The sequence below is a fragment of the Actinomadura latina NBRC 106108 genome, from assembly GCF_001552195.1.
GTDB lineage: Bacteria > Actinomycetota > Actinomycetes > Streptosporangiales > Streptosporangiaceae > Spirillospora > Spirillospora latina.
In genome coordinates, this window is record NZ_BCQS01000027.1 from 96,282 (window position 1) to 121,546 (window position 25,265).

Annotated in this window: 20 protein-coding genes; 8 read left to right on the forward strand and 12 right to left on the reverse strand. The window is 73.2% G+C overall.

The window, feature by feature from the left end:
- Positions 1-34: 34 nt before the first annotated feature.
- The 7 genes from pgl to tkt all read right to left on the reverse strand — a co-directional run bounded on the left by pgl (position 35) and on the right by tkt (position 10,225).
- The gene (pgl, locus tag AL2_RS28400) at positions 35-787 is read right to left on the reverse strand and encodes a 6-phosphogluconolactonase (RefSeq protein WP_067638893.1); all 753 of its coding nucleotides are present in this window, start codon (positions 785-787) and stop codon (positions 35-37) included.
- On the reverse strand, positions 784-1,803 hold the full coding sequence (locus AL2_RS28405; RefSeq protein ID WP_067638894.1) for a glucose-6-phosphate dehydrogenase assembly protein OpcA: 1,020 nt from the start codon (positions 1,801-1,803) through the stop codon (positions 784-786). Before AL2_RS28405 ends, pgl begins: the two co-directional genes overlap by 4 nt.
- The gene (zwf, locus tag AL2_RS28410) at positions 1,803-3,329 is read right to left on the reverse strand and encodes a glucose-6-phosphate dehydrogenase (protein WP_067638896.1); all 1,527 of its coding nucleotides are present in this window, start codon (positions 3,327-3,329) and stop codon (positions 1,803-1,805) included. Before zwf ends, AL2_RS28405 begins: the two co-directional genes overlap by 1 nt.
- A 183-nt stretch (positions 3,330-3,512) precedes the next feature.
- Positions 3,513-5,207: a phosphoheptose isomerase gene (locus AL2_RS28415; protein WP_168444590.1), complete on the reverse strand. Its 1,695-nt coding sequence runs from the start codon at positions 5,205-5,207 to the stop codon at positions 3,513-3,515.
- A gap of 114 nt (positions 5,208-5,321) precedes the next feature.
- Complete coding sequence (locus AL2_RS28420) at positions 5,322-6,977, reverse strand: glucose-6-phosphate isomerase (RefSeq protein ID WP_067638899.1); 1,656 nt, start codon at positions 6,975-6,977, stop codon at positions 5,322-5,324.
- Positions 6,974-8,089 (reverse strand): transaldolase, encoded by a 1,116-nt coding sequence (tal, locus tag AL2_RS28425; protein ID WP_067638901.1) that lies wholly within the window; start codon positions 8,087-8,089, stop codon positions 6,974-6,976. Before tal ends, AL2_RS28420 begins: the two co-directional genes overlap by 4 nt.
- Positions 8,090-8,098: 9 nt before the next feature.
- Positions 8,099-10,225 (reverse strand): transketolase, encoded by a 2,127-nt coding sequence (gene tkt, locus AL2_RS28430; protein ID WP_067638903.1) that lies wholly within the window; start codon positions 10,223-10,225, stop codon positions 8,099-8,101.
- A 481-nt stretch (positions 10,226-10,706) separates the two neighbouring features.
- On the opposite strand from tkt, the gene AL2_RS28435 reads away from it, so the two are divergent.
- The 3 genes from AL2_RS28435 to AL2_RS28445 all read left to right on the forward strand — a co-directional run bounded on the left by AL2_RS28435 (position 10,707) and on the right by AL2_RS28445 (position 14,033).
- A complete protein-coding gene (locus AL2_RS28435; protein WP_083946989.1) occupies positions 10,707-11,687 on the forward strand; it encodes a heme o synthase in 981 nt (326 codons plus the stop codon).
- A 75-nt stretch (positions 11,688-11,762) separates the two neighbouring features.
- Complete coding sequence (locus tag AL2_RS28440) at positions 11,763-12,989, forward strand: PrsW family intramembrane metalloprotease (RefSeq protein WP_067638904.1); 1,227 nt, start codon at positions 11,763-11,765, stop codon at positions 12,987-12,989.
- A gap of 48 nt (positions 12,990-13,037) precedes the next feature.
- The gene (locus tag AL2_RS28445) at positions 13,038-14,033 is read left to right on the forward strand and encodes a COX15/CtaA family protein (protein ID WP_067638905.1); all 996 of its coding nucleotides are present in this window, start codon (positions 13,038-13,040) and stop codon (positions 14,031-14,033) included.
- Between the two features lie 18 nt (positions 14,034-14,051).
- On the opposite strand, the gene polX is transcribed toward AL2_RS28445, so the two are convergent.
- The 5 genes from polX to AL2_RS28470 form a co-directional block, all read right to left on the reverse strand.
- A complete protein-coding gene (polX, locus tag AL2_RS28450; RefSeq protein WP_067638906.1) occupies positions 14,052-15,770 on the reverse strand; it encodes a DNA polymerase/3'-5' exonuclease PolX in 1,719 nt (572 codons plus the stop codon).
- A 38-nt stretch (positions 15,771-15,808) separates the two neighbouring features.
- Positions 15,809-16,645, reverse strand: a complete 837-nt coding sequence (gene prcB / locus AL2_RS28455) for a proteasome subunit beta (RefSeq protein WP_067639065.1) — start codon at positions 16,643-16,645, stop codon at positions 15,809-15,811.
- 70 nt (positions 16,646-16,715) lie between these two features.
- The gene (locus AL2_RS28460) at positions 16,716-17,666 is read right to left on the reverse strand and encodes an EamA family transporter (RefSeq protein WP_067638909.1); all 951 of its coding nucleotides are present in this window, start codon (positions 17,664-17,666) and stop codon (positions 16,716-16,718) included.
- Between the two features lie 3 nt (positions 17,667-17,669).
- Positions 17,670-18,440 carry an ABC transporter permease gene (locus AL2_RS28465; protein ID WP_067638911.1) on the reverse strand — a complete coding sequence of 257 codons (771 nt, stop codon included), beginning with the start codon at positions 18,438-18,440 and terminating at the stop codon, positions 17,670-17,672.
- Positions 18,437-19,375 (reverse strand): ABC transporter ATP-binding protein, encoded by a 939-nt coding sequence (locus AL2_RS28470; protein ID WP_067638913.1) that lies wholly within the window; start codon positions 19,373-19,375, stop codon positions 18,437-18,439. Before AL2_RS28470 ends, AL2_RS28465 begins: the two co-directional genes overlap by 4 nt.
- Before the next feature lie 201 nt (positions 19,376-19,576).
- Between AL2_RS28470 and AL2_RS28475 the strand changes: the two genes are divergently transcribed.
- From AL2_RS28475 to AL2_RS28495, 5 genes are read left to right on the forward strand one after another with little or no spacing between them, the layout of a single operon-like run.
- Positions 19,577-20,818 (forward strand): arginine deiminase, encoded by a 1,242-nt coding sequence (locus AL2_RS28475; RefSeq protein WP_067638915.1) that lies wholly within the window; start codon positions 19,577-19,579, stop codon positions 20,816-20,818.
- 24 nt (positions 20,819-20,842) lie between these two features.
- Positions 20,843-21,856 carry an ornithine carbamoyltransferase gene (gene argF / locus AL2_RS28480; RefSeq protein WP_067638917.1) on the forward strand — a complete coding sequence of 338 codons (1,014 nt, stop codon included), beginning with the start codon at positions 20,843-20,845 and terminating at the stop codon, positions 21,854-21,856.
- 10 nt (positions 21,857-21,866) lie between these two features.
- The gene (gene arcC / locus AL2_RS28485) at positions 21,867-22,802 is read left to right on the forward strand and encodes a carbamate kinase (protein WP_067638919.1); all 936 of its coding nucleotides are present in this window, start codon (positions 21,867-21,869) and stop codon (positions 22,800-22,802) included.
- A complete protein-coding gene (locus AL2_RS28490; RefSeq protein WP_218003718.1) occupies positions 22,799-24,244 on the forward strand; it encodes an amino acid permease in 1,446 nt (481 codons plus the stop codon). Before arcC ends, AL2_RS28490 begins: the two co-directional genes overlap by 4 nt.
- Positions 24,241-25,191: a universal stress protein gene (locus AL2_RS28495; protein ID WP_245667005.1), complete on the forward strand. Its 951-nt coding sequence runs from the start codon at positions 24,241-24,243 to the stop codon at positions 25,189-25,191. The genes AL2_RS28490 and AL2_RS28495 overlap by 4 nt, the downstream gene beginning before the upstream one ends.
- The last annotated feature ends 74 nt before the right edge of the window (positions 25,192-25,265 follow it).

Sequence of the window (25,265 nt, forward strand, 5' to 3'; positions counted from 1 at the left end):
GCATGCGGAACCAAGGACACTCTTCGGTGTTCTCTCAGATGGGCAGCCGGGACGCGGCGGCCGTGTCGAGCAGGAACAGGGTCCGTTCCTTGCCGCGGGCGCCGGCGACCGGGGCCCTGACCTGCTCCGTTCCCGCCGACAGGCCCAGGCGGACGGCCTCCGCCTTCGACTCGCCGGCAGCCAGCACCCACACCTCCCGCGCCGCGCGCAGCGACGGGAACGTCAGCGAGATCCGGGTGGGCGGCGGCTTGGGGGAGTCGTGCACGGCCACGACCGGACGCTCGTCGTGCAGCGCCGGCATGCCCGGGAACAGCGAGGCGACGTGGGCGTCCGGGCCCACGCCGAGCATCAGCACGTCGAACTCCGGCACCGGCTCGCCGGCGCCCGCGGCGGCGCGCAGCTCGGCGGCGTACCGCTCCGCCGCCGCCTCCGGGTCGTCGCCGTCCGGGCCGTCCGACGGGGCCATCGGGTGCACCCGCGCTGGGTCGACCGGGACGTGGTCGAGCAGCGCCGCCCGCGCTCCGGTCTCGTTGCGCTCGGCGTCCCCGGCGGGACGGAACCGCTCGTCGCCCCACCACACGTCCAGGCGGCTCCAGTCGATCGCGTCGCGCGCGCCCGTCGCGGCGAGCGCCGCCAGCACGGCGGTGCCGGCGCCGCCGCCGGTCAGCACGGCCGACGCCGTGCCGCGCGCCGCCTGGGCGTCGGCGATGCGGGTCACCAGCCGCGCGGCGGCGGCCTCGGCGAGCAGGTCCAGGTCGCGGTGGACCAGCACCTGCGGGGCGCTCACGCGTCCCCCTGGTGCTCTTCCGCGTGCTGCTTGGCGGGCTCGGTCCGCGCCGCCTCGGGGGTCGCCGACACCGGGTCGTCCGCGACCCCCGGCTCCGCCGTGCCGTGCGCGAGGTCCTTGGCGAACCGGGCGGCGGCGTCGCGGTAGACCTCGTCGGGGTCGAGGCGCCGCAGCTCCTCGGCCAGCAGCTCGGCCATCGGGCGGCGCAGCAGCGACACCTGCCGGTCGGGCTGGCCCGGCCGGCACAGCGTCGCGACCCGGCCGTCCGGGCGGTGGATCTGGATGTCGCCGCCGGCCGTCGTCAGCCGCACGCCGGTGATCCCGGGCCCTTCGGACACGGTCCGCCGCATCGGCACGCCCAGCCGGACCGACAGCCACGCCGCCAGCAGCTCCGCGCTCGGGCTGTCCGGCTCGGCGGTCACCTCGCCGGACAGGACGTCGCTGTGGTCCTGGTCGAGCGCGGCGGCCAGCAGCGACCGCCACGAGGTGAGCCGCGTCCAGGTGAAGTCGGTGTCGCCCGGCCGGTAGCCCTGCGCGAGCTGGGCGAGGGTGCCGAGCCGGTCGCGGGCCGCGTAGGAGTCGGTCACCCGGCGCTGCGCGAGGGCGCCCAGCGGGTCCTTCGCCGGCACCTTCGGCACCTTGCCGCCCGGCCACCACGTCACCACCGGCGTGTCCGGCATGAGCAGCGGGACGACGACGGAGTCGGCGTGCTCGGCGAGCGGGCCGTACATGCGCAGCAGCACCGTCTCGCCCGGTCCGGTCTCGCCCATCCGGATCTCGGCGTCCAGCCGCGACGAGCCGCCGCGCGCGTCGCGGGAGATCACGGTCAGCACCCGGCACGGGTGCTCGCGCGCCGCCTCCGTCGCGGCGCGGACCGCGTCGTACTGCGCCGACTCGTCGGTCACGATGATCATGGTGAGCACCATGCCGACGGCCGGGCCGCCCATCAGATGCCGGGACTGCGTCAGCGCGTCCTGGATCTTGCGGGTGGTGGTTCCGGTGAGATCGATGTTCATTAGAGCCGCCTCCAGGTGCGCCCGTCCCGCGCCATGAGCTCGTCGGCGCTGTCGGGCCCGTAGCCGCCGGACTTGTACTGGTCGAGACCGCTGCGGCTCGCCCAGTACTCGGTGATCGGGTCGAGGATCTGCCAGGACAGCTCGACCTCCTCCTGCCGGGGGAACAGCGGCGGGTCGCCGATCAGCACGTCCAGCAGCAGCCGCTCGTAGGCCTCGGGGGACGTCTCGGTGAACGACTCGCCGTAGGCGAAGTCCATGTTGACGTCGCGGATCTCCATCGAGGTGCCGGGCACCTTGGAGCCGAACCGGACCGTGATGCCCTCGTCCGGCTGCACCCGCATCACCAGGGCGTTCTGCCCGAGCTCCTCGGTGTCGGTCTGCGAGAACGGCAGGTGCGGCGCCTTCTGGAACACCATCGCGACCTCGGTCACCCGGCGGCTGAGCCGCTTGCCCGTGCGCAGGTAGAACGGGACGCCCGCCCAGCGCCGGTTCTCGATCTCCAGCTTGATGGCCGCGTAGGTCTCGGTGCGGGAGTCGGCCGGGATGCCGTCCTCCTCCAGGTAGCCCCGGACGTTCACGCCGCCCTGCCAGCCCGACGCGTACTGCCCCCGCGCGGTGGACTCGGCGACGTTGCCGGGCACCCGCACCGACGACAGGATCTTGGCCTTCTCGGCGCGGACGGCCTCCGCGCGGAACGACGTCGGCTCCTCCATCGCGGTCAGCGCCAGCAGCTGCAGCAGGTGGTTCTGGATGACGTCGCGTGCGGCGCCTATGCCGTCGTAGTAGCCGGCCCGGCCGCCGATCCCGATGTCCTCGGCCATAGTGATCTGCACGTGGTCGACGTACGAGCGGTTCCAGATCGGCTCGAACATCGTGTTGGCGAACCGCAGCGCCAGGATGTTCTGCACCGTCTCCTTGCCGAGGTAGTGGTCGATCCGGAAGATCGACTCCTCGGGGAAGACGCGGTGCACGGTGTCGTTCAGCTCCACCGCGGTCTTCAGGTCGCTGCCGAACGGCTTCTCGATCACGACCCGGCGCCAGGCGCCGTCCTTGCGGTCGGCCAGCCCGCTGCGCTGCAGCTGCTCGACGACCTGCGGGAAGAACTTCGGCGGGATCGACAGGTAGAAGGCGTAGTTGCCGCCGGTGCCGCGGCTCTCGTCCAGCTCCTTGACCGCCATCGACAGCGCGTCGAACGCGCCCGGGTCGGAGAACTCGCCGGGGACGAAGTGCATGCCCTCCGACAGGTGCGTCCACACGTCCTCGCGGAACGGGGTCCGCGCGTGCGCCTTGACCGACTCGTAGGCGATCTGCCGGAAGTCCTCGTTCTCCCAGTCGCGGCGCGCGAAGCCGACCAGCGAGAAGCCCGGCGGCAGCAGCCCCCGGTTCGCCAGGTCGTAGATCGCCGGGAGCAGCTTCTTGCGGGACAGGTCGCCGGTGACCCCGAACAGTACGAGCACGCACGGCCCGGCCACCCGCGGCAGGCGCTTGTCCCGCGGGTCACGGAGCGGATTGGCTGGGTTGGTCACGTGGCCCCCTCTGATCGGACTGCGCCTTCTCGTCGCACTACTGCAAGCATCCTGCCCCAACTCGCCGCACGGACCCGAATTCCGGGCACGGGCGACGGCACCGCCCTGCGCGGCGCCGCCGCGGGCTCCCCCGCCACCCCCCAGGTATACGCCTGTGCCCGACTGATCATTCCCGGTGCGGGATCACGGCCTGCGCGCCCCCGCCACCGCGCGGACCGCCTCGGTCAGCCGCCCGGCGCCCTCGATCGGGTCGCGCAGGTGCAGCCGTATCACCGGCAGCCGGCGCTCGCGCAGCGCCCGCAGCTCGCCGAGGGCGCGCGCCAGCCGCAGCTGCGCCAGGCTGTAGGGGCGGCCCGGGACGGGATGCGCGGCGAGCGCGTCGCCCGGCGCGGGGTCGCCGGTGATGATGAGGAACGCGCCGTTGCCGGGGCCGTCCTTGTGCACCGGGCCGGTCGCGTGCGGGTAGCCGGGACCCGGCCCGTAGGCGACGGGACGGCCGGACGCGCGGGCCAGCGACGGCGCCAGGTAGCGCCCGGAGAAGTCGCCCGACAGGTACGTCATCACCGACAGGTACCCGTCGCTCGGCACCGAGGCGACCAGCCCGCCGAGGACGGTCTGCAGCTCCGCGCCGGGCGGCCACGGGAAGTCGGCGTGCACCTCGATGCCCTCCTCGACGTACACCGGCCGCTCCGCCGTCAGCGAGCCCGACGCCGCGGTGCGCAGCAGCGTCGCCGCGTCGTCCTCCGCCTCCTGCACGACGGTGCTCCCGGCCTCGAACGGGTTCACGCCGAGCAGCCACCCGGCGACCGCCGTCGCGTACTCCCACAGCAGGAACTGCGCGCCGAGCGGCGCCCACACCGAGGTGTCGGAATCGTCCTGCGCCGCCGTCTTCGGGTTGATCGACACGCCGTGCACGTCGGGGAAGTTGCCGCGCCCGCCGGCCGGCTCGAACGCCAGCACGCCGCGGCCCCGCTTGCCGGTGCCGACCGCGAGCAGCTGGGTGATCCACGCGCTCAGCGCGCCCGGCCCGCCCGGCTCGCGCAGCAGCACCTTGTCGCGGGCGAGGCCGCCCGGCTCCTGCTGCGCGCAGCCGCCGATGACGGCGCCGAGCAGCAGCCCCGGGTTGTCCTCGTCCTTGGACAGCGACGGCACCAGCGACGCCGCCTCGTCCAGCAGCCGGTCGGCGTCCGCGCCCGCCAGCACCGCCGGGACGAGCCCGTACGCCGACAGCGCGCCGTAGTGCCCCGGCAGGTAGGGGTCGGTCAGCCCGATCCGGTAGCCGCACTGGCGGGCGAAATCGTGCAGCGGGCTCCCGTGGTCGGTGATGACCAGGAACCGGCCCGCGATCTCCCGCTCCGACAGGCCCCGCTTCCGGAACGCCTCCGCGAAGATCCGCCGGTAGGCGTCGCCCTCCAGCGACACGCCCGCCTTGCTCGCCAGCACGACGAGCGTCCGGTCGAGCCGCTCCATCGCGAACGCCAGCGCGGCGGTGTCGCCGCCGTCCAGCACGGTCAGCTCGGCGCCCGCGCCGGCGCCGCCGCCCGCGCCGCCGCCGCCCGCGCCGGCGAGCGCGGGCGCGTGCGCCTCCATGATCGCCTGCGCGGCGAGGCTCTCCGCCCCGACGCCGATCAGCACGACGTGGTCGAGCCCCGACTGGCGCGCCTCGGCCACCAGGCCGTTCACCTGGTTCAGCAGCCCGCGGGAGGCGAACGGCAGGTCGAGCCAGCCCAGCCGGCTGTGGTCCACCGCGCGCCGCCCCCACAGCCGCGGGTCCTTGGCGGCCAGCGCGCCGGGGACGCCGCAGCTCACGAGGTAGTCCCTCGCCCGCAGCGCCGCGTCCAGCACGTCACCACGCGTCAATACGTCGAATCCGGACACCGTTCCTCCCGCCCCCATCGTTTCAGGAGAGAACGGGCATTCGCGACCATCTCCATTGATCTTCTTTGGTCGCGTCCCGGATCCGCCCCGGTCTCGGTGCGTCCGGGCGGGCGGTCAGGCGAGCGCGCCGGCCAACTGCGCGAGACCCTCGGCGCGGTCGCGCAGGTGCAGCCGGACGGCCGGGCACCCCAGCGAACGCAGCACCCGCAGGTCGCCGAACGCCTGCGCGAGCTGCAGCTCGCCCAGGCTGTAGGGCCGTCCCGGCACCGGCACGTCCTCGGTGACCGCGCCGGTGATCTGCAGGAACGCGCCGTTCAGCGGCCCGCCCTTGTGGTACTGCCCGGCCGTGTCCAGGTAGCGCGGCCCCCAGCCGAACGTCACCGGCGCCGGGCGCCTGCGGACCCCGGCGCCCCGCGCCGCCAGCAGCGGGCGCAGCCCGGCCGCCGCCGCGTCGCCGGAGCGGTCCAGGTAGGCGAGCACCGCGAGGTAGCCGCCGTCCGGGACGCCGGCGAGGATCGTCTCCAGCGCCTCGGCCAGCGTCCGCGCGCCGCCCAGCGCGTCCTGCGGGGCGTGCACCTCGACCGCGCCCTCGACCAGCTCCGGCGGGCGCCGTACGACCGTGGGCGCCGTGCCCTCCTCCGACCGCAGCAGCGCGGCCGTGCTCTCCCGCGACGCGCCGGTGTCCGGCTCGTCGAACGGGTTCACGCCGATCACGCGGGACGCGACCGCGACCGCGTACTCCCACAGCAGGAACTGCCCGCCGAGCGGGCCCGCCACGCTGATCCCCGCCTCGCGGCCGGGGCCAGGCTCGTCCGGGCGGCGGCCGAGGATGACGCGCCGCAGGTCGTCGGCCAGCTCGAAGCCCGGGGCCTCGACGCCCTCCACCACGACCGGCAGCAGGCCCCTGCCGTCCTTGCCCATCGCCCCCGCGACCAGCTGCTCCGCCCACCCGGCGAGGCCGTGCAGGCCGGAGCCGTGGTCGGCGATCACGAGCTTGTCGCGGACGCCGAGCGCCGAGGAGCCCAGCGCCGCGCCCAGCGCCAGCGCGGGGTTGTCGTAGGGCTGCCGCAGCACCGCCGCGAGCCCGGACGCCTCGTCCAGCACGCCGTCGACGTCCACGCCCGCGAGCGCCGCCGGGACCAGCGAGCGGGCGCCGAGCGCGCCGAACCGGCCGTCGGTGCCGGGCTCGGCCACGACGAGGTGCTGGCCGACGTCCGCCGCGAAGCGGGCCGGCTCGGAGCCGTCCTCGGCGACGGCGACGAACCGGCGCGCCAGCTCCGCGCCGCTCAGCCCGGCCGCGGAGAACGCGCGCCCGAACACGCGGTGCAGCGACTGCGCCTCGATGCTCCCGCCCGCCACGACCACGAGCGTCCGGGCCAGGTCGCCCGCCAGCACGCCCGACACCTCGTGCGGGTCGGTCGTGTCGAGGACGATCAGCTCGGCGCCCGCCGCCCGGCACACCGCCTCGGCGCCGAGTGCCGCACCGCCCGAGGCGACCAGCACGATCCGGTCCAGGCCGGCGTCGCGCGCCTCGCCCGCCGGTCCGGCCAGCCGGTCCCGCAGCGACCGGGAGGTCTCCGGCAGGTCCAGCCAGCCGAGCCGGCGGGCGGCGAGCGGGGCCGCGTCCGGCCCCCACAGCTTGGCGCTCCGGGACGCGAGCGAGCCCGGCACGCCGTCGGAGACGAGACGGTCCAGGACCGTCTCGCCCTCGTCGACGACGGCGCCGCGGATGGTGACCGAGATCCCCCCGGCGGTCACCACCGAGGTCACGCGCCGGCCGCCTTGGCCTCCAGCTCGCCGGTGATGGAGTCGAGCATGCCCTGCCACGAGGCCGCGAACTTCTCCACGCCCTCGTCCTCCAGGACGCGCACGACGTCGTCGTAGTCGACGCCGACCTCCTTGAGCGCCGCCATGTGCGCGCGGGCGTCGTCGTAGGTGGCGCGGACGGTGTCGCCGCGCACCTGGCCGTGGTCGGCCTCCGCCACCAGCGTCGCCTCCGGCATCGTGTTGACGGTGCCCGGCGCGACCAGCTCGTCCACGTACAGCGTGTCGTTGAGGTTCGGGTCCTTCACCCCGGTCGAGGCCCACAGCGGCCGCTGGGGACGGGCCCCGGCGTCCTTCAGCGCCTTCCACCGGTCCGTGCCGAACTTCTCCTCGTACAGCGCGTACGCGAGCCGGGCGTTGGCGAGGCCCGCCTTGGAGCGCAGCTCCTTCGCCCGGTCCGAAGCGATCTTGTCGAGCCGCTTGTCGATCTCGGTGTCGACCCGGCTGACGAAGAACGACGCCACCGACGCCATCGCCGACAGGTCGTGCCCGTTCTCGCGGGCCTGCTCCATGCCGGCGAAGAACGCGTCGACGACCTCGCCGTAGCGCTCCAGCGAGAAGATCAGCGTCACGTTCACGCTGATGCCCTCGGCCAGCACCGCCGTGATGGCGGGCAGGCCCTCCCTCGTCGCGGGGATCTTGATGAACAGGTTGGGCCGGTCCACCAGCCACCACAGCATCCGCGCCTCGGCGACCGTCTTGGCCGTGTCCGTGGCGAGGCGCGGGTCGACCTCGATCGACACGCGGCCGTCCACGCCGCCGGTCCGGTCGTAGACCGGGCGCAGCACGTCGCAGCCCCACCGGATGTCGTGCGTGGTGATCGCCCGGGACGCCTCCTCGACGTCAACGCCGAGCAGCGCCAGGTCGCGGACCTGGTCGTCGTAGGCGTTGCCCTTGCTCAGCGCCTTCGCGAAGATCGTCGGGTTGGACGTGATGCCCACGACGTGCTTGTCCTTGACGAGCTCCGCCAGGTTGCCCGTCCGCAACCGCTCCCGGCTGATGTCGTCGAGCCAGATGGACACGCCCTCGTCCGAGAGCCGCTTCAGAATGTCGCTCATCGTCCTCTCCTAGTTGCCGGTGGTGGCGCCGCGCCCGGCGCCGTGCACGCCCACCTTGATCAGGCTGGCCCGCGCCGCCGCGACGACCCGCTCGGAGGTGATGCCGAACTGCTGGAACAGCGTCTTGTAGTCGGCGGACGCGCCGAAGTGCTCCAGGCTCACCGATTCGCCGTCGTCGCCGACGTAGCCGCGCCAGCCGAGCGCGATGCCCGCCTCGACCGACACGCGGGCGCGGACGCCGGGCGGCAGCACCTCCTGCCGGTAGGCGTCGGTCTGCTCCTCGAACCACTCCACGCACGGCATCGACACGACGCGGGTCGGGGTGCCCTCGGCCTCCAGCGTCCGGCGCGCGTCCAGCGCGAGCTGCACCTCGCTGCCCGTCGCGATGATGATCACCTCGGGCCGCCCGTTGCCGGCGTCGGCCAGCACGTAACCGCCCTTGGCGGCGCCGTCCGCGGACGCGAGCTCGCCGCCGCGCTCGAACGTCGGCAGCTTCTGCCGGGTCAGCGCGAGGCCGGCGGGCCGGTCGGTGTGCCCGAGGACGGTCCGCCACGCCACCGCCGTCTCGTTGGCGTCCGCCGGCCGGACCACGTCCAGGCCGGGGATCGCCCGCAGCGCCCACAGGTGCTCGACGGGCTGGTGCGTGGGGCCGTCCTCGCCGAGGCCGATCGAGTCGTGCGTCCACACGTAGGTGACCGGCAGCTTCATCAGCGCCGCCAGCCGGACGGCCGGGCGCATGTAGTCGCTGAAGATCAGGAACGTGCCGCCGTACGGGCGGGTGCCGCCGTGCAGCGCGATGCCGTTGCAGATCGCGCCCATGGCGTGCTCGCGGATGCCGAAGTGGAGCGTCCGGCCGTAGCGGTGGCCCGGGAACTCCTTGGTCTGGAACTCCTCGGGGACGAAGGACGGCTCGCCCTTCATCGTCGTGTTGTTGCTCTCGGCGAGGTCGGCCGAGCCGCCCCACAGCTCCGGCAGCACCGGCGCCAGCGCCGCCAGGATCTCGCCGGACGCCGCGCGGGTCGCGATGTCCTTGCCGGCCTCGAACACCGGGAGCGCCTCCTCCCAGCCGGGCGGCGGCGTGCGGGACGAGATCCGGTCGAACTCGGAGGCCCGCTCCGGGTTCGCCGACCGCCACGCGTCGAACGCCTTGCTCCACTCGGCGTGGTCGGCGCGGCCTCGGTCGGCGACCTCGCGGGCGTGCGCCAGGACGTCCGCGGGGGCCTGGAACGTCTCGGCCGGGTCCAGGCCGAGGATCCGCTTGGTCGCGGCGACCTCGTCGGCGCCGAGCGCCGAACCGTGGACCTTCCCGGTGTTCTTCTTGTTCGGCGCCGGCCAGCCGATGATCGTGCGCAGCGCGATGAACGACGGGCGGGCGGTCTCCGCCTTCGCCGCCTCGAACGCCGCGGCGAGCGCGGCGACGTTCTCCTCGTAGTCGCCGTTCTCGGTCCAGTCGACGTGGTGGACGTCCCAGCCGTACGCCGCGTAGCGGGCCCGCACGTCCTCCGACAGCGCGATCGCGGTGTCGTCCTCGATGGAGATCTTGTTGTCGTCGTAGAGCAGCACCAGGTTGCCCAGCCGCTGGTGGGCAGCCAAGGCGCTCGCCTCGTGGCTGATGCCCTCCTCGATGTCGCCGTCCGACGCGAACGCCCAGATCATGTGGTCGAACGGGGACTCGCCCTGCGGTGCGTCAGGGTCGAACAGGCCGCGCTCGCGGCGGGCCGCCATCGCCATCCCGACCGCGTTCGCGATGCCCTGCCCAAGCGGCCCCGTGGTCGTCTCCACCCCGGCCGTGTGCCCGTGCTCCGGGTGGCCCGGGGTGAGGCTGCCCCACTTGCGCAGCGCCTTCAGGTCGTCCAGCGTCATCGGGTAGCCCGACATGTACAGCTGGATGTAAAGGGTCAGGCTGGAGTGCCCGCAGGAGAGCACGAACCTGTCCCGGCCGGCCCAGTTCGGATCGGTCGGGTCGTGCCGGAGGAAGCGCTGGAAGAGAAGGTAGGCGGCGGGCGCAAGGCTCATCGCCGTGCCGGGGTGACCGGAGCCGGCCTCCTCGACCGCGTCCATGGCGAGGGCGCGGATCACGTCCACCGCGCGCCGGTCCTTGTCGGACCACTCAAATGTGCTGTTGTCCCTGCTCACGGAACGCCAGGCTCCTCTCGAACCGGTGTTAGACCACTGTGCAACGTCGTGGCGCGCCTGCATCCCTGCCCCGTGCCGCCGCCCGGTCCGCGGCGGGCGAAGATCATGCCGCGCCCCCTGGCGAGCCTATCGCGCGGGGCGGCCGCCCCAGGCTGAGCGGAACGAGCCGCGTTCCGGGGAGTGCGGGCCGCTCGCGCCTTCAGGCACCCTTGCCCGTACGTCCCGCGGGCTAACCCCCCCGCACGGGTGATCCCGCGGGGGATCCGGACGCGCGGCGGGCGGGGCCGGCGCCGTTCCGGCGCGTCGGGCGACCCGGTGCGCGACCCCCGGAGGGGGCGGACTACAGTGATTGCGCGGCTGACGGCCAGTGGCCGCGGCAACAAGACCAAGCCGAAGTCGCACCGATCCGAGGCCGGCCCGGAACACGGGGGCACCGCCGAGGTGGACCGATTTCTCATCCCTAGTTGGACGTGGACCGATTGTGACGGTGCTCAGTAATAAGCGCGGGATCGAGCTCGAAGAGCGGGCGCTCGTGCCGGCCCTCGTGCCGGAACCCGCCGACAGCGCCGCCCGCCGGACGGTGGGCGCGAGTCTGCGCGCCTACGTGGCGCTGACCAAGCCGCGCGTCATCGAACTGCTGTTGATCACCACCATCCCGGTGATGTTCCTCGCGGCCGACGGCCTCCCGCCGCTGTCCACCGTGCTGCTCACGCTGGCGTTCGGGACCATGTCCGCCGGCTCCGCCAACGCGATCAACTGCTACATCGACCGCGACATCGACGCCAAGATGCGCCGCACCCGGCGCCGCCCGCTGGCCCGCCACCAGGTCTCCCCGGCCCGCGCCCTCATCTTCGGGGTGACGCTCGCCGTGCTGTCCACGGCCGGGTTCCTGCTCACGGTGAACGCCATCGCCGCGGCCGGGTCGCTGTTCGCGATCCTGTTCTACGTCTTCGTGTACTCGCTGCTGCTCAAGCGGCGCACCTCGCAGAACGTCGTGTGGGGCGGCATCGCCGGATGCATGCCCGTCCTCATCGGCTGGGCCGCGATCACCGGGTCCGTGGCGTGGACGCCGCTCGTGCTGTTCATGGTGGTGTTCCTGTGGACGCCGCCGCACACGTGGACGCTCGCGATGCGCTACCGCGAGGACTACGCCGTCGCCAAGGTCCCGATGCTGCCGGTCGTCGCGTCCGAGCGCCGCGTCGTCACCGAGAGCCTCGCCTACACCTACGCCACCGTCGTGTGCTCGCTGGCGCTGTGGCCGGTCGCCGGGATGAGCCCGGTGTACGGGGCCGTGGCGGTCGTGCTCGGCCTGGTGTTCCTCGCGGAGGGCCACCGGCTGCTGAAGGCGGTGCGCGCCGGGGTGACCGGCGTCCACCTGCGGCCGATGCGGTTCTTCCACCTCTCCAACGTGTACCTGGCGCTGCTGTTCACCGCCGTCGCGGTCGACCCGCTCCTGCACTGAGCACTGAAGCCGGGCGGTCACCGTCGGTGAGCGCCCGGCTTAGCGTTACGCCCGGGGTCCCGTTACGCTCACGTCATGGCGCGCATGGATCCGAAGGCGGTGCTCGAAGGCCGCGTTCCGGGCAGACCCCCGGTCGGCCTCATCGTCGGCATGACCGTGTCCGGGCTCTGCATCCTGATCGCGTTCGGCACCGACGCCGCGCTCGGCGGAGCGGGCTTCTGGGTCGGCGTGCTGCTCGCCATCCTCCCCATCCCGGTGCTGGTCGCCCTCGCGCTCACCCTGGACCGGCTGGAGCCCGAACCGCCGCGCGCCCTCGCGTTCTCGTTCATGTGGGGCGCGGGCATCGCCGTGCTCGGCGCGCTCGTCCTCAACACCGCCGGGCTCCTGTACGTGACCGTGCCCATCTTCGGCGAGACCGAGGGCCACTTCGTCAGCGCCACGTTCGGCGCGCCGATCATCGAGGAGACGCTGAAGGGCGCCGTCCTGTTCGGCCTGCTCTGGTTCCGCCGCAACGAGATCGACGGGTTCGCCGACGGCATCATCTACGCCTGCATGGTCGGACTCGGCTTCGCGATGATGGAGAACATCACCTACTACATGCGGGCGTTCGAGGACGGCGGCACCCAGCAGCTGCAGGCGGTGTTCATCCTGCGCGGCCTCATCGCGCCGCTCAGCCACCCGCTGTTCACCTCCATGACCGGCCTCGGCGTCGCCTACGCCGCCACGCACCGGCGCGGGCAGATCATCGCGCCACTGGCCGGGCTGCTCGGCGCGATGGTCCTGCACGGGCTGTGGAACGGCTCGGCGGGCGCGTTCGGCCTCGCCGGCCTCGGCATCGTCTACCTGCTGGACTTCTGCGTCCTGGTCGCGCTGATCGTCATCGTCTTCGTGGAGCGGCGCGGCACCGTCCGGCGCATCGAGGCGTACCTGCCGATGTACGCCGGGACGGGCCTGGTGACGCCGCAGGACGTGCGGATGCTGCGCTCCCTCCCGTCCCGCCGGGCCGCCCGCCGCTGGGCCCGGTCCGTGGGCGGCCCGCCCGCCGGCCGCGCCATGACCGACTACCAGCTCGCCGCGACCGAGCTGGCGCTGCTGCACAAGCGCGCCGACCGGGGCGTGGCCGACCAGCGCTGGTTCGTCACCCGGCGCGACTCGCTGCTGGAGCTGATGTCCCTGGCCAGGCAGGCGTTCCTGCGCACCCCGCCGCGCCCCGGCGCGAACTGGCCGGCGGGCCCGCCGTGGGCCGGGCAGGGCCCGTCCGGGTTCCTGCCGCCGCGGCCGCCCGGGCCCTACGGCACATAACCGGGGGGCGGGTCAAGGGCACGGGAACCCGGCCATACGATTGATGCCGTGGCAGAGCGACAGTCCTCCAATCCCCTGGTCCGGACCTGGAACGCCGTGTGGCGTCCGACCCCCGGATCGCTGCGGCTGCTCGCGCTCCTCGGCGTCATCGGCAACGTCCTGATCGTCATCAGCGGCGGCGCCGTCCGCGTCACCAAGTCCGGGCTCGGCTGCCCCGAATGGCCGCGGTGCACCGGCGACAGCCTCGTCCCCACCCACACCCCCGAGCACCACCTGCTGAACATGTCGATCGAGTTCGGCAACCGGATGATCACCTTCCTGGTGCTGGGCATCGGCATCCTGGTGTTCATCGCGGCGCTGCGGCTGCGCCCGCGCCGCAAGGAGCTGGTCTGGTGGGCGCTGGCGCAGCCGATGAGCGTGGTCGCGCAGGCGGTCATCGGCGGCATCGTGGTCCTCACCAAGCTGCACCCGGCGGCCGTGTCGCTGCACTTCCTCGTCTCACCGGCGCTGCTCGTCTTCTGCGTGGCGCTGTGGGTCCGCGCGGGCGAGGGCGACGCCCCGCCGCGCCGCCTCGCCGGCCCGTGGACGCGCGGCCTCGCCGCCGCGCTGCTGGTGTCGTCCGCCGCCGTCCTCGTCGCGGGCACGGTCGTCACCGGCACCGGCCCGCACGCGGGGGACGCCGACTCCCGCCGGTACGGCTTCAACATCACCGACGTCGCCCGCATCCACGGCGAACTGGCCTGGCTCACCATCGCCCTGACCGCGGCCGTCATCATCGTCCTCTACCGGACGGGCGCCCCGGCCGCCGCGAAACGGCGCGCGCTGGAGCTGGCCGGACTGATCGTGGTCCAGGGCGCCATCGGCTACACCCAGTACTTCCTGGGCGTCCCCGCCGGGCTGGTGCTCCTGCACATGCTCGGCTCGGTCCTGATGTGGATCGCGGCGTTCCGCCTCTTCTTCGCCCTCCGCACCCGCGGCCCCGTCCCCGCGGCGGGACCGGCCCCGGCGGCGCCCACCCAGGCGGAGGCCCCCCAGCCCGTCTGACGGGAGCGTCCGCGGCGGTCAGTCCGACCGGATGAACTCGCGGAGGCGGCCGAGGGGCCAGGTGTTGATGACGTCGTCGGGGGTCAGCCAGCCGCGCTGGGCGGTGCCCACGCCGTAGCGGATGTTGCGGTGGTGGCCGAGGGAGTGCGCGTCGGTGTCGATGGAGAACTTCACGCCGAGCCGCTTCGCGCGGCGGATCAGGTCGGCGGGCAGGTCGAGGCGGTCGGGGAACGAGTCGATCTCCATGGCGGTGCCGGTGCGGGCGGCGGCGCGGAACACCTCGTCCCAGTCGGCGTCCACCGGCGGGCGGCGGCCGATGCTGCGGGCGGTGGGATGGCCGATGACGTGCACGTGCGGGTTCTCGCAGGCGCGGACCAGGCGGCGGGTCATGGCGTCCCGGTCCTGGGTGAAGTGGGAGTGGACGGACGCGACGCAGACGTCGAAGCCGGAGAGGAAGGCGGCGTCCCAGTCGACGCCGCCGTCGGGGTCGATGTTGAGCTCGGTGCCGTGGAGCAGGACCAGGTCGGGGTAGCTCTTCTGGAGTTCGGCGACCTCGGCGCGCTGGGCGAGCATCTTCTCGTCCGTCATCCGCTGCATGACCAGGTTCGGCGCGTGGTCGGTGATCGCGTAGTACTCCAGGCCGCGGGCGTGCGCGGCGGCGACCATGTCCGCGAGCGACGCGACGCCGTCGGTCAGGTCGGTGTGGCTGTGCAGGTCGCCGCGCAGGTCCCGGGCGGTGACGAGCCGGGGCAGCTCGTCCCTGAGGGCCGCCTCGATCTCGCCGGTGTCCTCGCGGAGCGCCGGGTGGACCCAGGGCAGGCCGAGGCGCTCGTAGACCTCCTCCTCGGTCTCCGACACGATCAGCTCGTTCGACTCGGCGTCGAACAGGCCGTACTCCGACAGCTTGAGACCCGCCTTCACGGCGATCTCGCGGGTGCGGATGTTGTGCGCCTGCGAGCCGGTGAAGTACTGCAGCGCGGCGCCCCACGACTCGGGCGGGACCACCCGCAGATCGACCTGCAGCCCCTTGGCGGTGCGGATCGAGGTCTTCTTGTCGCCGCCCGCGATGACCTCCGCGACGAACGGCAGCGCCGTGAACGCCTCCATGATCGGACGCGGGTCGCGGGACGCGGCGAGGACGTCCACGTCGCCGATCGTCTCGCGCATCCGGCGCAGCGACCCGGCGTGGGCGCAGCGCTCCACCTGCGGAAGCTCCGACAGGGCGGCGACGATCTCGTCGGCGGCCGTCGCGGCGGCGTCGACCAGGACGCGCTCACCGGAGCTCCGCATCAGCTCGATGCCGCGGAGGATGTTCTCCTCGGTCTTGGCGCCGAAGCCCTTGAGGCCGCGCAGGCGGCCCTCCTTGATGGCGGCGGCCAGCTCGTCCACCGAGGAGATCCCGAGCTCGGTGTAGACGGCGAGGGCCTTCTTCGGGCCGAGCGTCGGAATGGCGGTGAGCGCGCGGACGCCGGCGGGGATCTGGGTGCGCAGCTCCTCCACCTGCCGGATCGTGCCGGTGGTGTTGTAGTCGAGGACCTTCCTGGCGATCGCGTCGCCCACCGCCGGGATCTTGCGGAGCCCGGCCAGGTCGAGGCCGGCGATGTCGTCGGGGTGCCCGGCGATCGCCCGCGCGGCCTTCTCGTACGCCCTGATCTTGAAGGCGTCCCCGCCGGTGATGGACAGCAGGTCGGCCAGTTCCTGGATGAGGGCTGCGGCCTCGTCGTTCGCGCGTGCCATACGGCGAGTCTAGAAGCCGGGTACGACGTTACCCGTGATCAGCGCAGGGGTGCGGTGGGGCCGTTCGGGTTGTCCATCCGGGCGCGCATGACCGCCGCGGCGATCGCGGACACCTCGTCCTCGGGGAGGCGGCGGTAGCCGTCCCCGGTGACGACCGCGACCGTCGGGTAGATGCGCCGCGCCGGGTCGGGCCCGCCCGTGGCGGTGTCGTCGTCGGCCGCGTCGTAGAGGGCCTGGACGCACACGGTGGCGGCGTCCTCCACGGACAGGTCCCGCCGGTAGAGCTTCTTCAGCGCGCCCATCGCGTAGGGGGAGCCGGACCCGTCCGCGTGGAACTCGCGGGCCTCCTGCGGGGCGCCGGTGATGTCGTAGGTGTAGATCCGGCCCTCGCCCGCGTCCGGGTCGTACCCGGTGAACAGCGGGACGACCGCGAGGCCCTGCAGCGCCTGGGCGAGGTTCGCCTGGATGACCGCGCCCAGCCGGCGGGCCTTGCCCGGCAGCGACAGCGGGACGGTCTCCATCTTCTCGTAGTGCTCCAGCTCGACCTGGAACAGCCGGACCATCTCCAGCGCCAGCCCGACCGTCCCCGCGAACGCGACGGCGGAGTACTCGTCGGCGCGCTGGACCTTGTCCAGCTGCCGGTAGGCGATGCGGTTGCCCTGGGTGGCGCGCCGGTCGCCGGCCATCATGACCCCGCCCGGGAACGTCAGCGCCAGGACGGTCGTGCCGTGCGGCAGCTCCGGGGCGTCGCCCTCCGGCACCCGGTTGACCGGGAGCAGCTCGGGGGAGTGCAGGCGCAGGAAGTCGACGAACGACGCCGGCCCCGCCTCGAAGAGCTCGGGCGGGATCCCCTGGTCCTCGGTCCGGCCGATCACGGCGGCTCCTCTCCCCACGCTGGACGACCCGTACATCGCGATCCTTCCACGCTGCCACATCGGCCGCCAGTTACGCCTCGGGTGCCTCCACCGGTTCCTTCTGGCCCCGCGTGGCGCCGGCGCAGGCGACGATGACGCAGCCGATCGCGACCCACTGGCGTCCGCTGAGGATCTCGCCGAGCACCACCACGCCGACGAGCGCGGCGACGGCGGGCTCCAGGCTCATCAGGATCCCGAAGACCCGGGCGGGCACTCGGCGCAGCGCCTCCAGCTCCAGCGAGTACGGGATCACCGACGACAGCAGGCCGACGCCGAGCCCGATCAGCAGCAGCACCGGGTCGAGGAGGGCGCCGCCGCCGGCGGCGACGCCGGTCGCGATGCCGCCCGGCAGCATCACCAGGGTCCCGATGATGCTGGCCAGGGCCAGCCCCGTCGTGCCGGGGATGCGCCGCCCGGTGGCGGCGGTGAGCAGGATGTAGGACGCCCAGCCGACCGCGGCGAGCAGCGCGAAGACGATGCCGAGGAGGTCGATGTCGCCGTTTCCCCGGGCGAGCATGACCACGCCCGCGCCGGCGAGCGCGACCCACAGCACGTCGCGGGGGCGGCGGGAGCCGGCGATGGCGACCGACAGCGGGCCGAGGAACTCGATGGTCACCGCCACGCCCAGCGGGATCCGCGACAGCGACTGGTAGAACGCGAAGTTCATCCCGGCGAGCGAGATCCCGTACCCGGCGACGACGGCGAGGCTCGTCCAGGAGTGGTCGCGCAGCACGGTCCGCAGCGCCCTGCGGGCCAGGAAGCCCAGCACGAGCGCGGAGGCCAGCAGCCGGATCGACACGACGGCGGTCGGCGGCAGCCGGTCGAACAGGTGCTTGGCCAGGCCGGCGCCGACCTGCACGGAGACGATGCCGAGGAAGATCAGCGCGGGCGGCGGCACCGATCCGAGCGACAGCATCCGCGCCGCCGGCCGGGCGCGTCCGGCCGCCCGCGACGCGCCGCCGGGCGCGTCAGCGAGCGCCACGCGTCACTCCCACCGGAAGAAGCGGGCGGCGAGGACGAGGCCGGCGACGGCCCACACCGCGAGGACGACCAGCGGCTGCGCGGGGAACGCGGCGCCGTCCCGCAGGACGTCGCGCAGCCCGCCCGCCAGCGCCGAGATCGGCAGCAGTTCCAGGGCGTCCCGCACCGGGCCGGGGAACTTGTCGAGCGGGAAGACGACGCCGCCGACGGCCAGCAGCAGGATGTAGACGAGGTTCGCGCCGGCGAGGGCGGCCTCGGCGCGCATCGTCCCGGCCATGAGCAGCCCGAACCCGGAGAACGCGGCGGTGCCGAGCAGCAGCAGGACGAGCACCGAGGCGGGGTCGCCGTGCGGCTGCCAGCCGAGCGCCAGCGCCACCGCGCAGATCACCGCGGCCTGCACCGCCTCGACCGCGAGCACGCTGGCGGTCTTGGCGCCGATCAGCCCGGCGCGCGGCAGCGGGGTGGCGCCGAGCCGCTTGAGGACGCCGTAGCGCCGCTCGAACCCGGTCCCGATCGCCTGGCCGGTGAACGCCGTCGACATCACCGCGAGGGCGAGGATGCCGGGTGTGAGGAAGTCGACCCGGCGGCCGGCGCCGAGGTCCAGCAGCGAGGTGGCGCTGAACAGGACGAGCAGCACCACCGGGATGATCAGCGTGAGCAGCAGCTGCTCGCCGTTGCGCAGCACGGTGCGGAACTCGTAGCCGGCCTGCGACACGATCATCCGCGGCAGCGGCACGGCCCCGGGGGCCGGGGACAGGTCCAGTGGGGCGGTCATGACCGCAGCTCCCGTCCGGTCAGTTCGAGGAAGACGTCCTCGAGGGTGCGGCGCTCGATCCGCAGGTCCTCGGTCAGGACGCCGTGCGAGGCGCACCAGGCGGTGACGGTGGCGAGCAGCTCGGGCCGCACGTCCGCCTCGATCAGGTAGTGCCCGGCGGGCGACTCCTTGGCGGCGCTGCCGGCCGGCAGCGCCGCGAGCAGCTCGTCCAGGCCGAGGCCGGGCCGGGCGCGGAACCGCAGCTGCCGTTCGGCGCCGGTCAGCTCCTCGGGGGCGCCCTCGGCGACGACCTTGCCGTGGTCGACGATGACGACGCGGTCGGAGAGGCGTTCGGCCTCCTCCATGTTGTGGGTGGTGAGGACCACCGACACCCCTGCGGCGCGCAGCTCCTCGATCAGCTCCCAGGTGGCGTGCCTGGCCTGCGGGTCGAGCCCGGTGGTGGGCTCGTCCAGGAAGACCAGCTCGGGCCGCCCGACGATGGCGACGGCGAGGGAGAGCCGCTGCTGCTGCCCGCCCGACATGCGGCGGAACGGGGTGCGGGCGTGCCCGGTGAGGCCGAGCCGCTCCAGCAGGGCCGCGGGATCGAGCGGCGTGGCGTGGAACGAGGCGACCAGCTTGAGGAACTCCCCGGCGCGGGCGGTGCCCGGGACGCCGCCGGACTGCGGCATCACGCCCACCCGCGGCTTCAGCGCCCGGGCGTCCGCGACCGGGTCGAGGCCGAGGACGCGGACGGTGCCGGAATCGGCCCGCCGGAACCCCTCGCAGATCTCGATCGTGGTCGTCTTGCCCGCGCCGTTCGGGCCGAGCAGCGCGGTCACCGCGCCCCGGGCGGCGCGGAAGGAGAGGCCGTCGACCGCCGTGGCGGAGCCGTAGCGCTTCACGAGAGAGTGCAGCTCGACCGCGCCGTCTCGGCCGCCGCCTCCGGGGGGTGTCATGCTGACGAGTTTAGGTCCGGGCCCGGACAGCTGCGCGCGGGGTCCCGCCGCGGGGCCGGGTGAAGGTCCGGCAAAGCCTCCGGGTGGAAGTCGATCTAGTTTCGCCCGCCGGGCCCCGGGGAATTCCGGACCTGTCGCCGGGCCGTCCCCGGTGAGCTGGGGTCGTGCGGCACCGTGGCCGGGTCCCCGAGGAGGTGGGGGATGCCGTTCCACGTCGATTCGGAGGCCGGCCGGCTCCGGGAGGTGCTGCTGCACCGGCCGGAGCTGTCGTTGAAGCGGCTGACCCCCTCCAACGCGGCGGGGCTGCTGTTCGACGACGTTCTCTGGGTCAGGCGGGCGGTGGAGGAGCACGAGGAGTTCGAGGACGTGCTGCGGGCGGAGGGCGTCCGGACGCACCTTCTGACCGACCTGCTGGTCGAGACGGTCGGCAACCCCGAGGCGCGGGTGCACATCCTCGACGCCGTCGTGGACCCGCACTGGTACGGCCCGCTCGCCGTCGACGCGATCCGCAACTGCTTCGACGCCATGGACGCGGCGGAGCTGGGCTCCTACCTCATCGGCGGCATCACCAAGCGGGAGATCCTGGAGCGGATGCCCGAGCCGGCGTCGATCGCGTTCCACTCCCTCGACCTGGACGGTTTCGTCCTGCCGCCGCTGCCCAACCACCTGTTCACCCGCGACACCTCCTGCTGGATCTACGACGGCGTGTCGATCAACACGATGCGCAAGAAGGCGCGGATGCGCGAGACCGTCAACATGGAGGCGATCTACCGCTGGCATCCGCTGTTCGCCGACGGTTACGACCGGCGTGCCACCGGCGGCTTCCACGTCTGGAACCGCGGCATGGAGATGGCCCCGGCGACGCTGGAGGGCGGCGACGTCCTGGTCATCGGGAACGGCGCCGTGCTGGTCGGGATGAGCGAGCGGACGCAGCCGCAGGCCGTCGAGATGCTCGCGCAGTCGCTGTTCGCCGCCGGGTCGTGCGGCCGGATCGTCGCGCTGCGCATGCCGCACAAGCGGGCGTTCATGCACCTGGACACCGTCATGACGATGGTCGACCACGGCGTGTTCACCGCCTACGCGGGGATGGGCATGCTGCCGTCCCACACCATCGAGCCGGGCGACACCGAGAAGGAACTGAAGATCACCGATCACCCGCCGGAGGACATGCACCGGGCGATCGCGGCGGCGCTCGGCCTGGACGGCGTCAAGGTGCTCGTCCCGACGCAGGACGTGTTCGCCGCCGAGCGCGAGCAGTGGGACGACGGCGCGAACGTCCTGGCCGTCGCGCCGGGGGTCGTCGTCGCCTACGAGCGCAACGCGACGAGCAACAACCATCTCAGCCGGAACGGGATCGAGGTCATCACCATCCGCGGCAGCGAGCTGGGCCGTGGGCGGGGCGGACCGCGCTGCATGACCTGCCCGCTCGTGCGGGACGCCTGACGACCACGAGACCCGGGAGACGACATGGCGCTGGACCTTCGCGGCCGCAGCCTGCTCAGGGAACTCGACTTCACGCCGGAGGAGTTCGGGTTCCTCATCGATCTCGCGGCCGAGCTGAAGGCCGCCAAGGACGCCGGGACGGAGCGGCGGGCCCTGACCGGAAAGAACATCGCGCTGATCTTCGAGAAGACGTCGACTCGGACGCGCTGCGCGTTCGAGGTCGCCGCGCACGACCAGGGCGCCCACGTGTCCTACCTCGACCCGGCCGGGACGCAGATCGGCCACAAGGAGTCGATGAAGGACACGGCCCGCGTCCTTGGACGGATGTACGACGGCATCGAGTACCGGGGTTCGAGTCAAAGGCTCGTGGAGGAACTCGCCGAGTACGCGGGCGTCCCCGTGTGGAACGGGCTGACCGACGAATGGCATCCCACGCAGATGCTCGCCGACGTGCTCACCATGCGCGAGCACAGCGGCAAGCCTCTGCAGGACGTCACGTACGCGTACCTGGGCGACGCACGCAACAACATGGGCCACTCCTACGTGGCCACTGGCGCGCTCCTCGGCATGAACGTGCGGATCGTCGCGCCGCGCACCCTGTGGCCGGACGAGGAGACGGTCGTCCAGCCGTCCGGGAAGGTGGCGGCCACGACCGGCGCGGACATCACCCTCACCGAGGACGTCGCCGAGGGCGTGCGGGGCGCCGACTTCGTCATGACCGACGTGTGGGTGTCGATGGGCGAGCCCAAGGAGGTATGGGACGAGCGCATAGCGCTGCTCAAGCCCTACCAAGTCAACGCCCAGGTCATGCGGGCCACCGGCAATCCGGACGCCAAGTTCATGCATTGCCTCCCCGCCTTCCACGACAGGGGGACCACAGTGGGGGAGGAGATCTACCGGAAGACCGGCCTGGAGGCGCTGGAGGTCACCGACGAGGTGTTCGAGTCCGCCGCCTCCATCGTCTTCGATGAGGCCGAGAACCGGATGCACACCATCAAGGCGGTCATGGTCGCGACGCTCGGCCGGCCGGGCGGGTGAGGGGGGACGGATGCGCGTGGTCGTCGCGCTCGGGGGGAACGCGCTGGTCAAGCGGGGGGAGACGCCCGACGCCGGGCCGCAGCGCCACAACGTCGACCGGGCGGTGCGGGCGCTGGCGCCGCTCGCCGAGAAGCACGAGCTGATCATCACGCACGGGAACGGGCCGCAGGTCGGCGTGCTGTCGCTGGAGAGCGTCAACGACCCGAACCTGACCCGGCCCTACCCGCTGGACACGATCGGCGCCGAGACCCAGGGGATGATCGGCTACTGGATGCTGCAGGCGCTGCAGAACGCGCTGCCCGGCCGCCAGGTGATGGCCATGATCAACCAGACGCTGGTGTCGGCGGTGGACCCGGCGTTCGAGAACCCGACCAAGTTCGTCGGCCAGGTCTACGACCGCGAGGACGCCGAGAAGCTGGCCGGCGAGTACGGCTGGACGATCCGGCGGGACGGGGAGATGTGGCGCCGGGTGGTGCCGTCCCCGCGCCCGCAGCGGGTCATCGAGACGCGGCTGATCAGGGAGCTGGTCCGGCTCGGGACGGTCGTGGTCTGCGCGGGCGGCGGCGGCATCCCGGTGTTCCGCAACGACGTCGGGCGGCTGGAGGGCGTCGAGGCGGTGATCGACAAGGACCTCACCGCGTCCCTCCTGGCGGAGAGCATGGACGCGGACGCGCTGCTCATCCTCACCGACGTGCCCCGGGTGATGCGGAACTTCGGCACGCCGGAGCAGGAGGAGATCGTCCACACGACCCCGCACGAGCTGCGGGCGGAGGACTTCCCCGCCGGGTCGATGGGACCCAAGGTCGAGGCGGTCGCGGGCTTCGTGGAGCGGACCGGCGACATGGCCGCGATCGGGCTGCTCGACCACTGCGTGGAGATCCTGGCGGGCACCGCCGGGACGATCGTCACCCCTAACGCCACCTGGCCGCTGGAGAGCACCCTGTGACAGCGGGGGCGGCCTTCGCGCGCAGCCTGCTGCGCACCAAGCCGGTCGACCGGATCGTCGCCGAGGGCGGGCAGGGCGAGGGCGGCGAGCTGAAGCGCTCGATGAGCCTGCTGCAGCTCACCTTCTTCAGCGTCGGCGCGACCCTCGGCACCGGCATCTTCGTCGTCCTCGGCGAGGCGGTGCCGCTGGCCGGCCCGGCGGTCGTGCTGTCGTTCGTCCTCGCCGCCGTCACCGCGCTGTTCTCGGCGCTGTCCTACGCCGAGCTGGCCGGGACGATCCCGGTGTCCGGCTCGTCCTACTCCTACGCCTACGCGACGCTCGGCGAGCTGGTCGCCTGGGTCTGCGGCTGGTGCCTGCTGCTGGAGTACGCGGTGTCGGTGTCGGCCGTCGCGGTCGGCTGGGGCTCCTACCTCAACGCGTTCTTCGACTCCGCGTTCGGCTTCACGATCCCCGCGCAGATCAGCAATCCGCCCGGCGACGGCGGCCTGGTCAACATCCCCGCGGTGGTCGTGGTGCTGATCGCCACGATGCTCCTGCTGCGCGGCACGTCCGAGAGCGCCACCGCCAACACGATCATGGTGTTCCTCAAGATCGCCGTGCTGCTGTTCTTCTGCGCGGTCGCCTTCACCGCGTTCAAGGCCGGGAACCTCAGCGCGTTCACGCCGATGGGCTGGGCCGGCATCAGCGCCGCGGGCGGCAAGGTGTTCTTCTCCTACATCGGCTTCGACGCCGCGTCCACCGCGGGCGAGGAGGCGAAGAACCCCCGCCGCGACCTGCCGCTCGCGATCATCGTGTCGCTGATCATCGTCACCGTCCTCTACGTGCTGGTCGGGCTCGCCGCCGTCGCCGCGATGCACTGGGAGAGGTTCGCGATCAGCGGCGCGGAGGCGTCCCTGGCGGAGGTCCTGGACGTGGCGACCGGGAAGTCGTGGCCCTCGATGATCCTCGCCCTCGGCGCGGTGATCGCCATCGCCAGCGTCGTCCTCACCGTCATGTACGGGCAGACACGCATCTTGTTCGCGATGTCGCGGGACGGGCTCGTCCCGGACGTCTTCCAGCGGGTCAGCCCCAGCCGCCGCGTGCCCGTCGCCAACACGGTCATCGTGGCGGTCTTCATCGGCGTCCTCGCCGCGGTGATCCCGCTCGGCCGGCTCGTGGACGCCACCAGCATCGGGACCCTGTTCGCGTTCGCGCTGGTCAGCGTCGGCGTCATCGTCCTGCGCCGCACCCGGCCCGATCTGCCGCGCAGCTTCCGGACCCCGTTCTTCCCCGTGACCCCGCTGCTCGGCGTCGCCTTCTGCGTGTACCTGATGGTCGGCCTCGGCGGAGTCACCTGGGTGGTGTTCACGCTGTGGTGCCTGGCCGGGCTGGCCGCCTACTTCCTGTACGGCCGCCGCCATTCACGCCTGGCGGGCGGATCCGGGGGAAGGGGGACGCCGTGAACGATGTGAAGGGGAACGACACCGGCGGAATGCGGGTACTGGTCGGCTACGCGCCCGGCGAGCGCGGCGACGACGCGCTCGCGCTGGCCGCCCTGCTCGTCCGGACGATGAAGGCGCCGCTGACGGCCGTGCACGTCCATCCGCCGCCCTGGCCGACTCCCGGCCCGGGCGCGGTGGACGCGGAATGGGTCGCCTACCTCAAGGGCCAGGCGGACGAGGCGCTCGCCCGGGCCGCCGCGCGGCTCGGGGAGCTGGGCGTCCCGGAGCGGGACGTCGCGCTGCGCGTCCACGCCCACCGGAGCAGCGGGCGCGGCCTCATCCAGGTGGCGGGGGACGTGGGCGCCGACCTCATCGTGGCAGGCTCGGCGCCGCGCGGGCGGCGCGGCCGGGTCGCGATCGGCAGCACCGCCGACCAGCTGCTGCACGGCTCGCCCGTCCCGGTCATGCTGGCCCCGCGCGGCTACGCGGCGCGCCCGCCGAAGCGCATCGCGCGGATGACGCTGGCGTACTGGCGGCGCCAGGACGCCGACGGCCCGCTGACGGCCGCCGCCGCGATCGCCGAGCGGCTGGGCGCCGAGCTGCGGCTGCTCACCCTGGTGCTGCGGCCGCCCGGCCTGGCCGCGAGGTTCCGCGTCCCGGGCGGGGTGCTGGACCGCCAGCTCGCCCAGGCCGAGGAGGACCTGCGCTACGCCGCCGGGCTCTTCGGCGGCGGGACGCCGGTGGAGCGGGTCACGGCCATCGGTACCGACATCGCCAAGACGCTCGGCACCGTCGATATGCTGCACGGCGAGGTGCTCGCGTGCCTGTCCAGCCACGAGGGCCCGCTGCGCAAGGTCTTCCTGGGGGAGAGCTCCGGCAAGATCGTCCGCGCCGCGCCGTGCCCGGTGCTGCTGCTGCCACGCGGGGCCGCCGCGCCGACCGTGGGCGAGAAAGTCCAGGTTAGGTAAGGCTTACCTGCGTGAGCTACGACATCGGCGTTCCGGTGTTTCGCGGGAAGGAATTACGGCACACTGATGTTGTG

What these genes read in the sequence shown, in the direction of transcription:
- AL2_RS28475 (WP_067638915.1), top strand. Translation starts at nt 19,577, where the DNA reads ATGCCGTTCCACGTCGATTCGGAGGCCGGCCGGCTCCGGGAGGTGCTG.
- argF (WP_067638917.1), top strand. Translation starts at nt 20,843, where the DNA reads ATGGCGCTGGACCTTCGCGGCCGCAGCCTGCTCAGGGAACTCGACTTC.
- AL2_RS28440 (WP_067638904.1), top strand. Translation starts at nt 11,763, where the DNA reads ATGGCGCGCATGGATCCGAAGGCGGTGCTCGAAGGCCGCGTTCCGGGC.
- AL2_RS28405 (WP_067638894.1), bottom strand. Translation starts at nt 1,803, where the DNA reads ATGAACATCGATCTCACCGGAACCACCACCCGCAAGATCCAGGACGCG.
- polX (WP_067638906.1), bottom strand. Translation starts at nt 15,770, where the DNA reads ATGGCACGCGCGAACGACGAGGCCGCAGCCCTCATCCAGGAACTGGCC.
- tal (WP_067638901.1), bottom strand. Translation starts at nt 8,089, where the DNA reads ATGAGCGACATTCTGAAGCGGCTCTCGGACGAGGGCGTGTCCATCTGG.
- AL2_RS28465 (WP_067638911.1), bottom strand. Translation starts at nt 18,440, where the DNA reads ATGACCGCCCCACTGGACCTGTCCCCGGCCCCCGGGGCCGTGCCGCTG.
- AL2_RS28470 (WP_067638913.1), bottom strand. Translation starts at nt 19,375, where the DNA reads ATGACACCCCCCGGAGGCGGCGGCCGAGACGGCGCGGTCGAGCTGCAC.
- arcC (WP_067638919.1), top strand. Translation starts at nt 21,867, where the DNA reads ATGCGCGTGGTCGTCGCGCTCGGGGGGAACGCGCTGGTCAAGCGGGGG.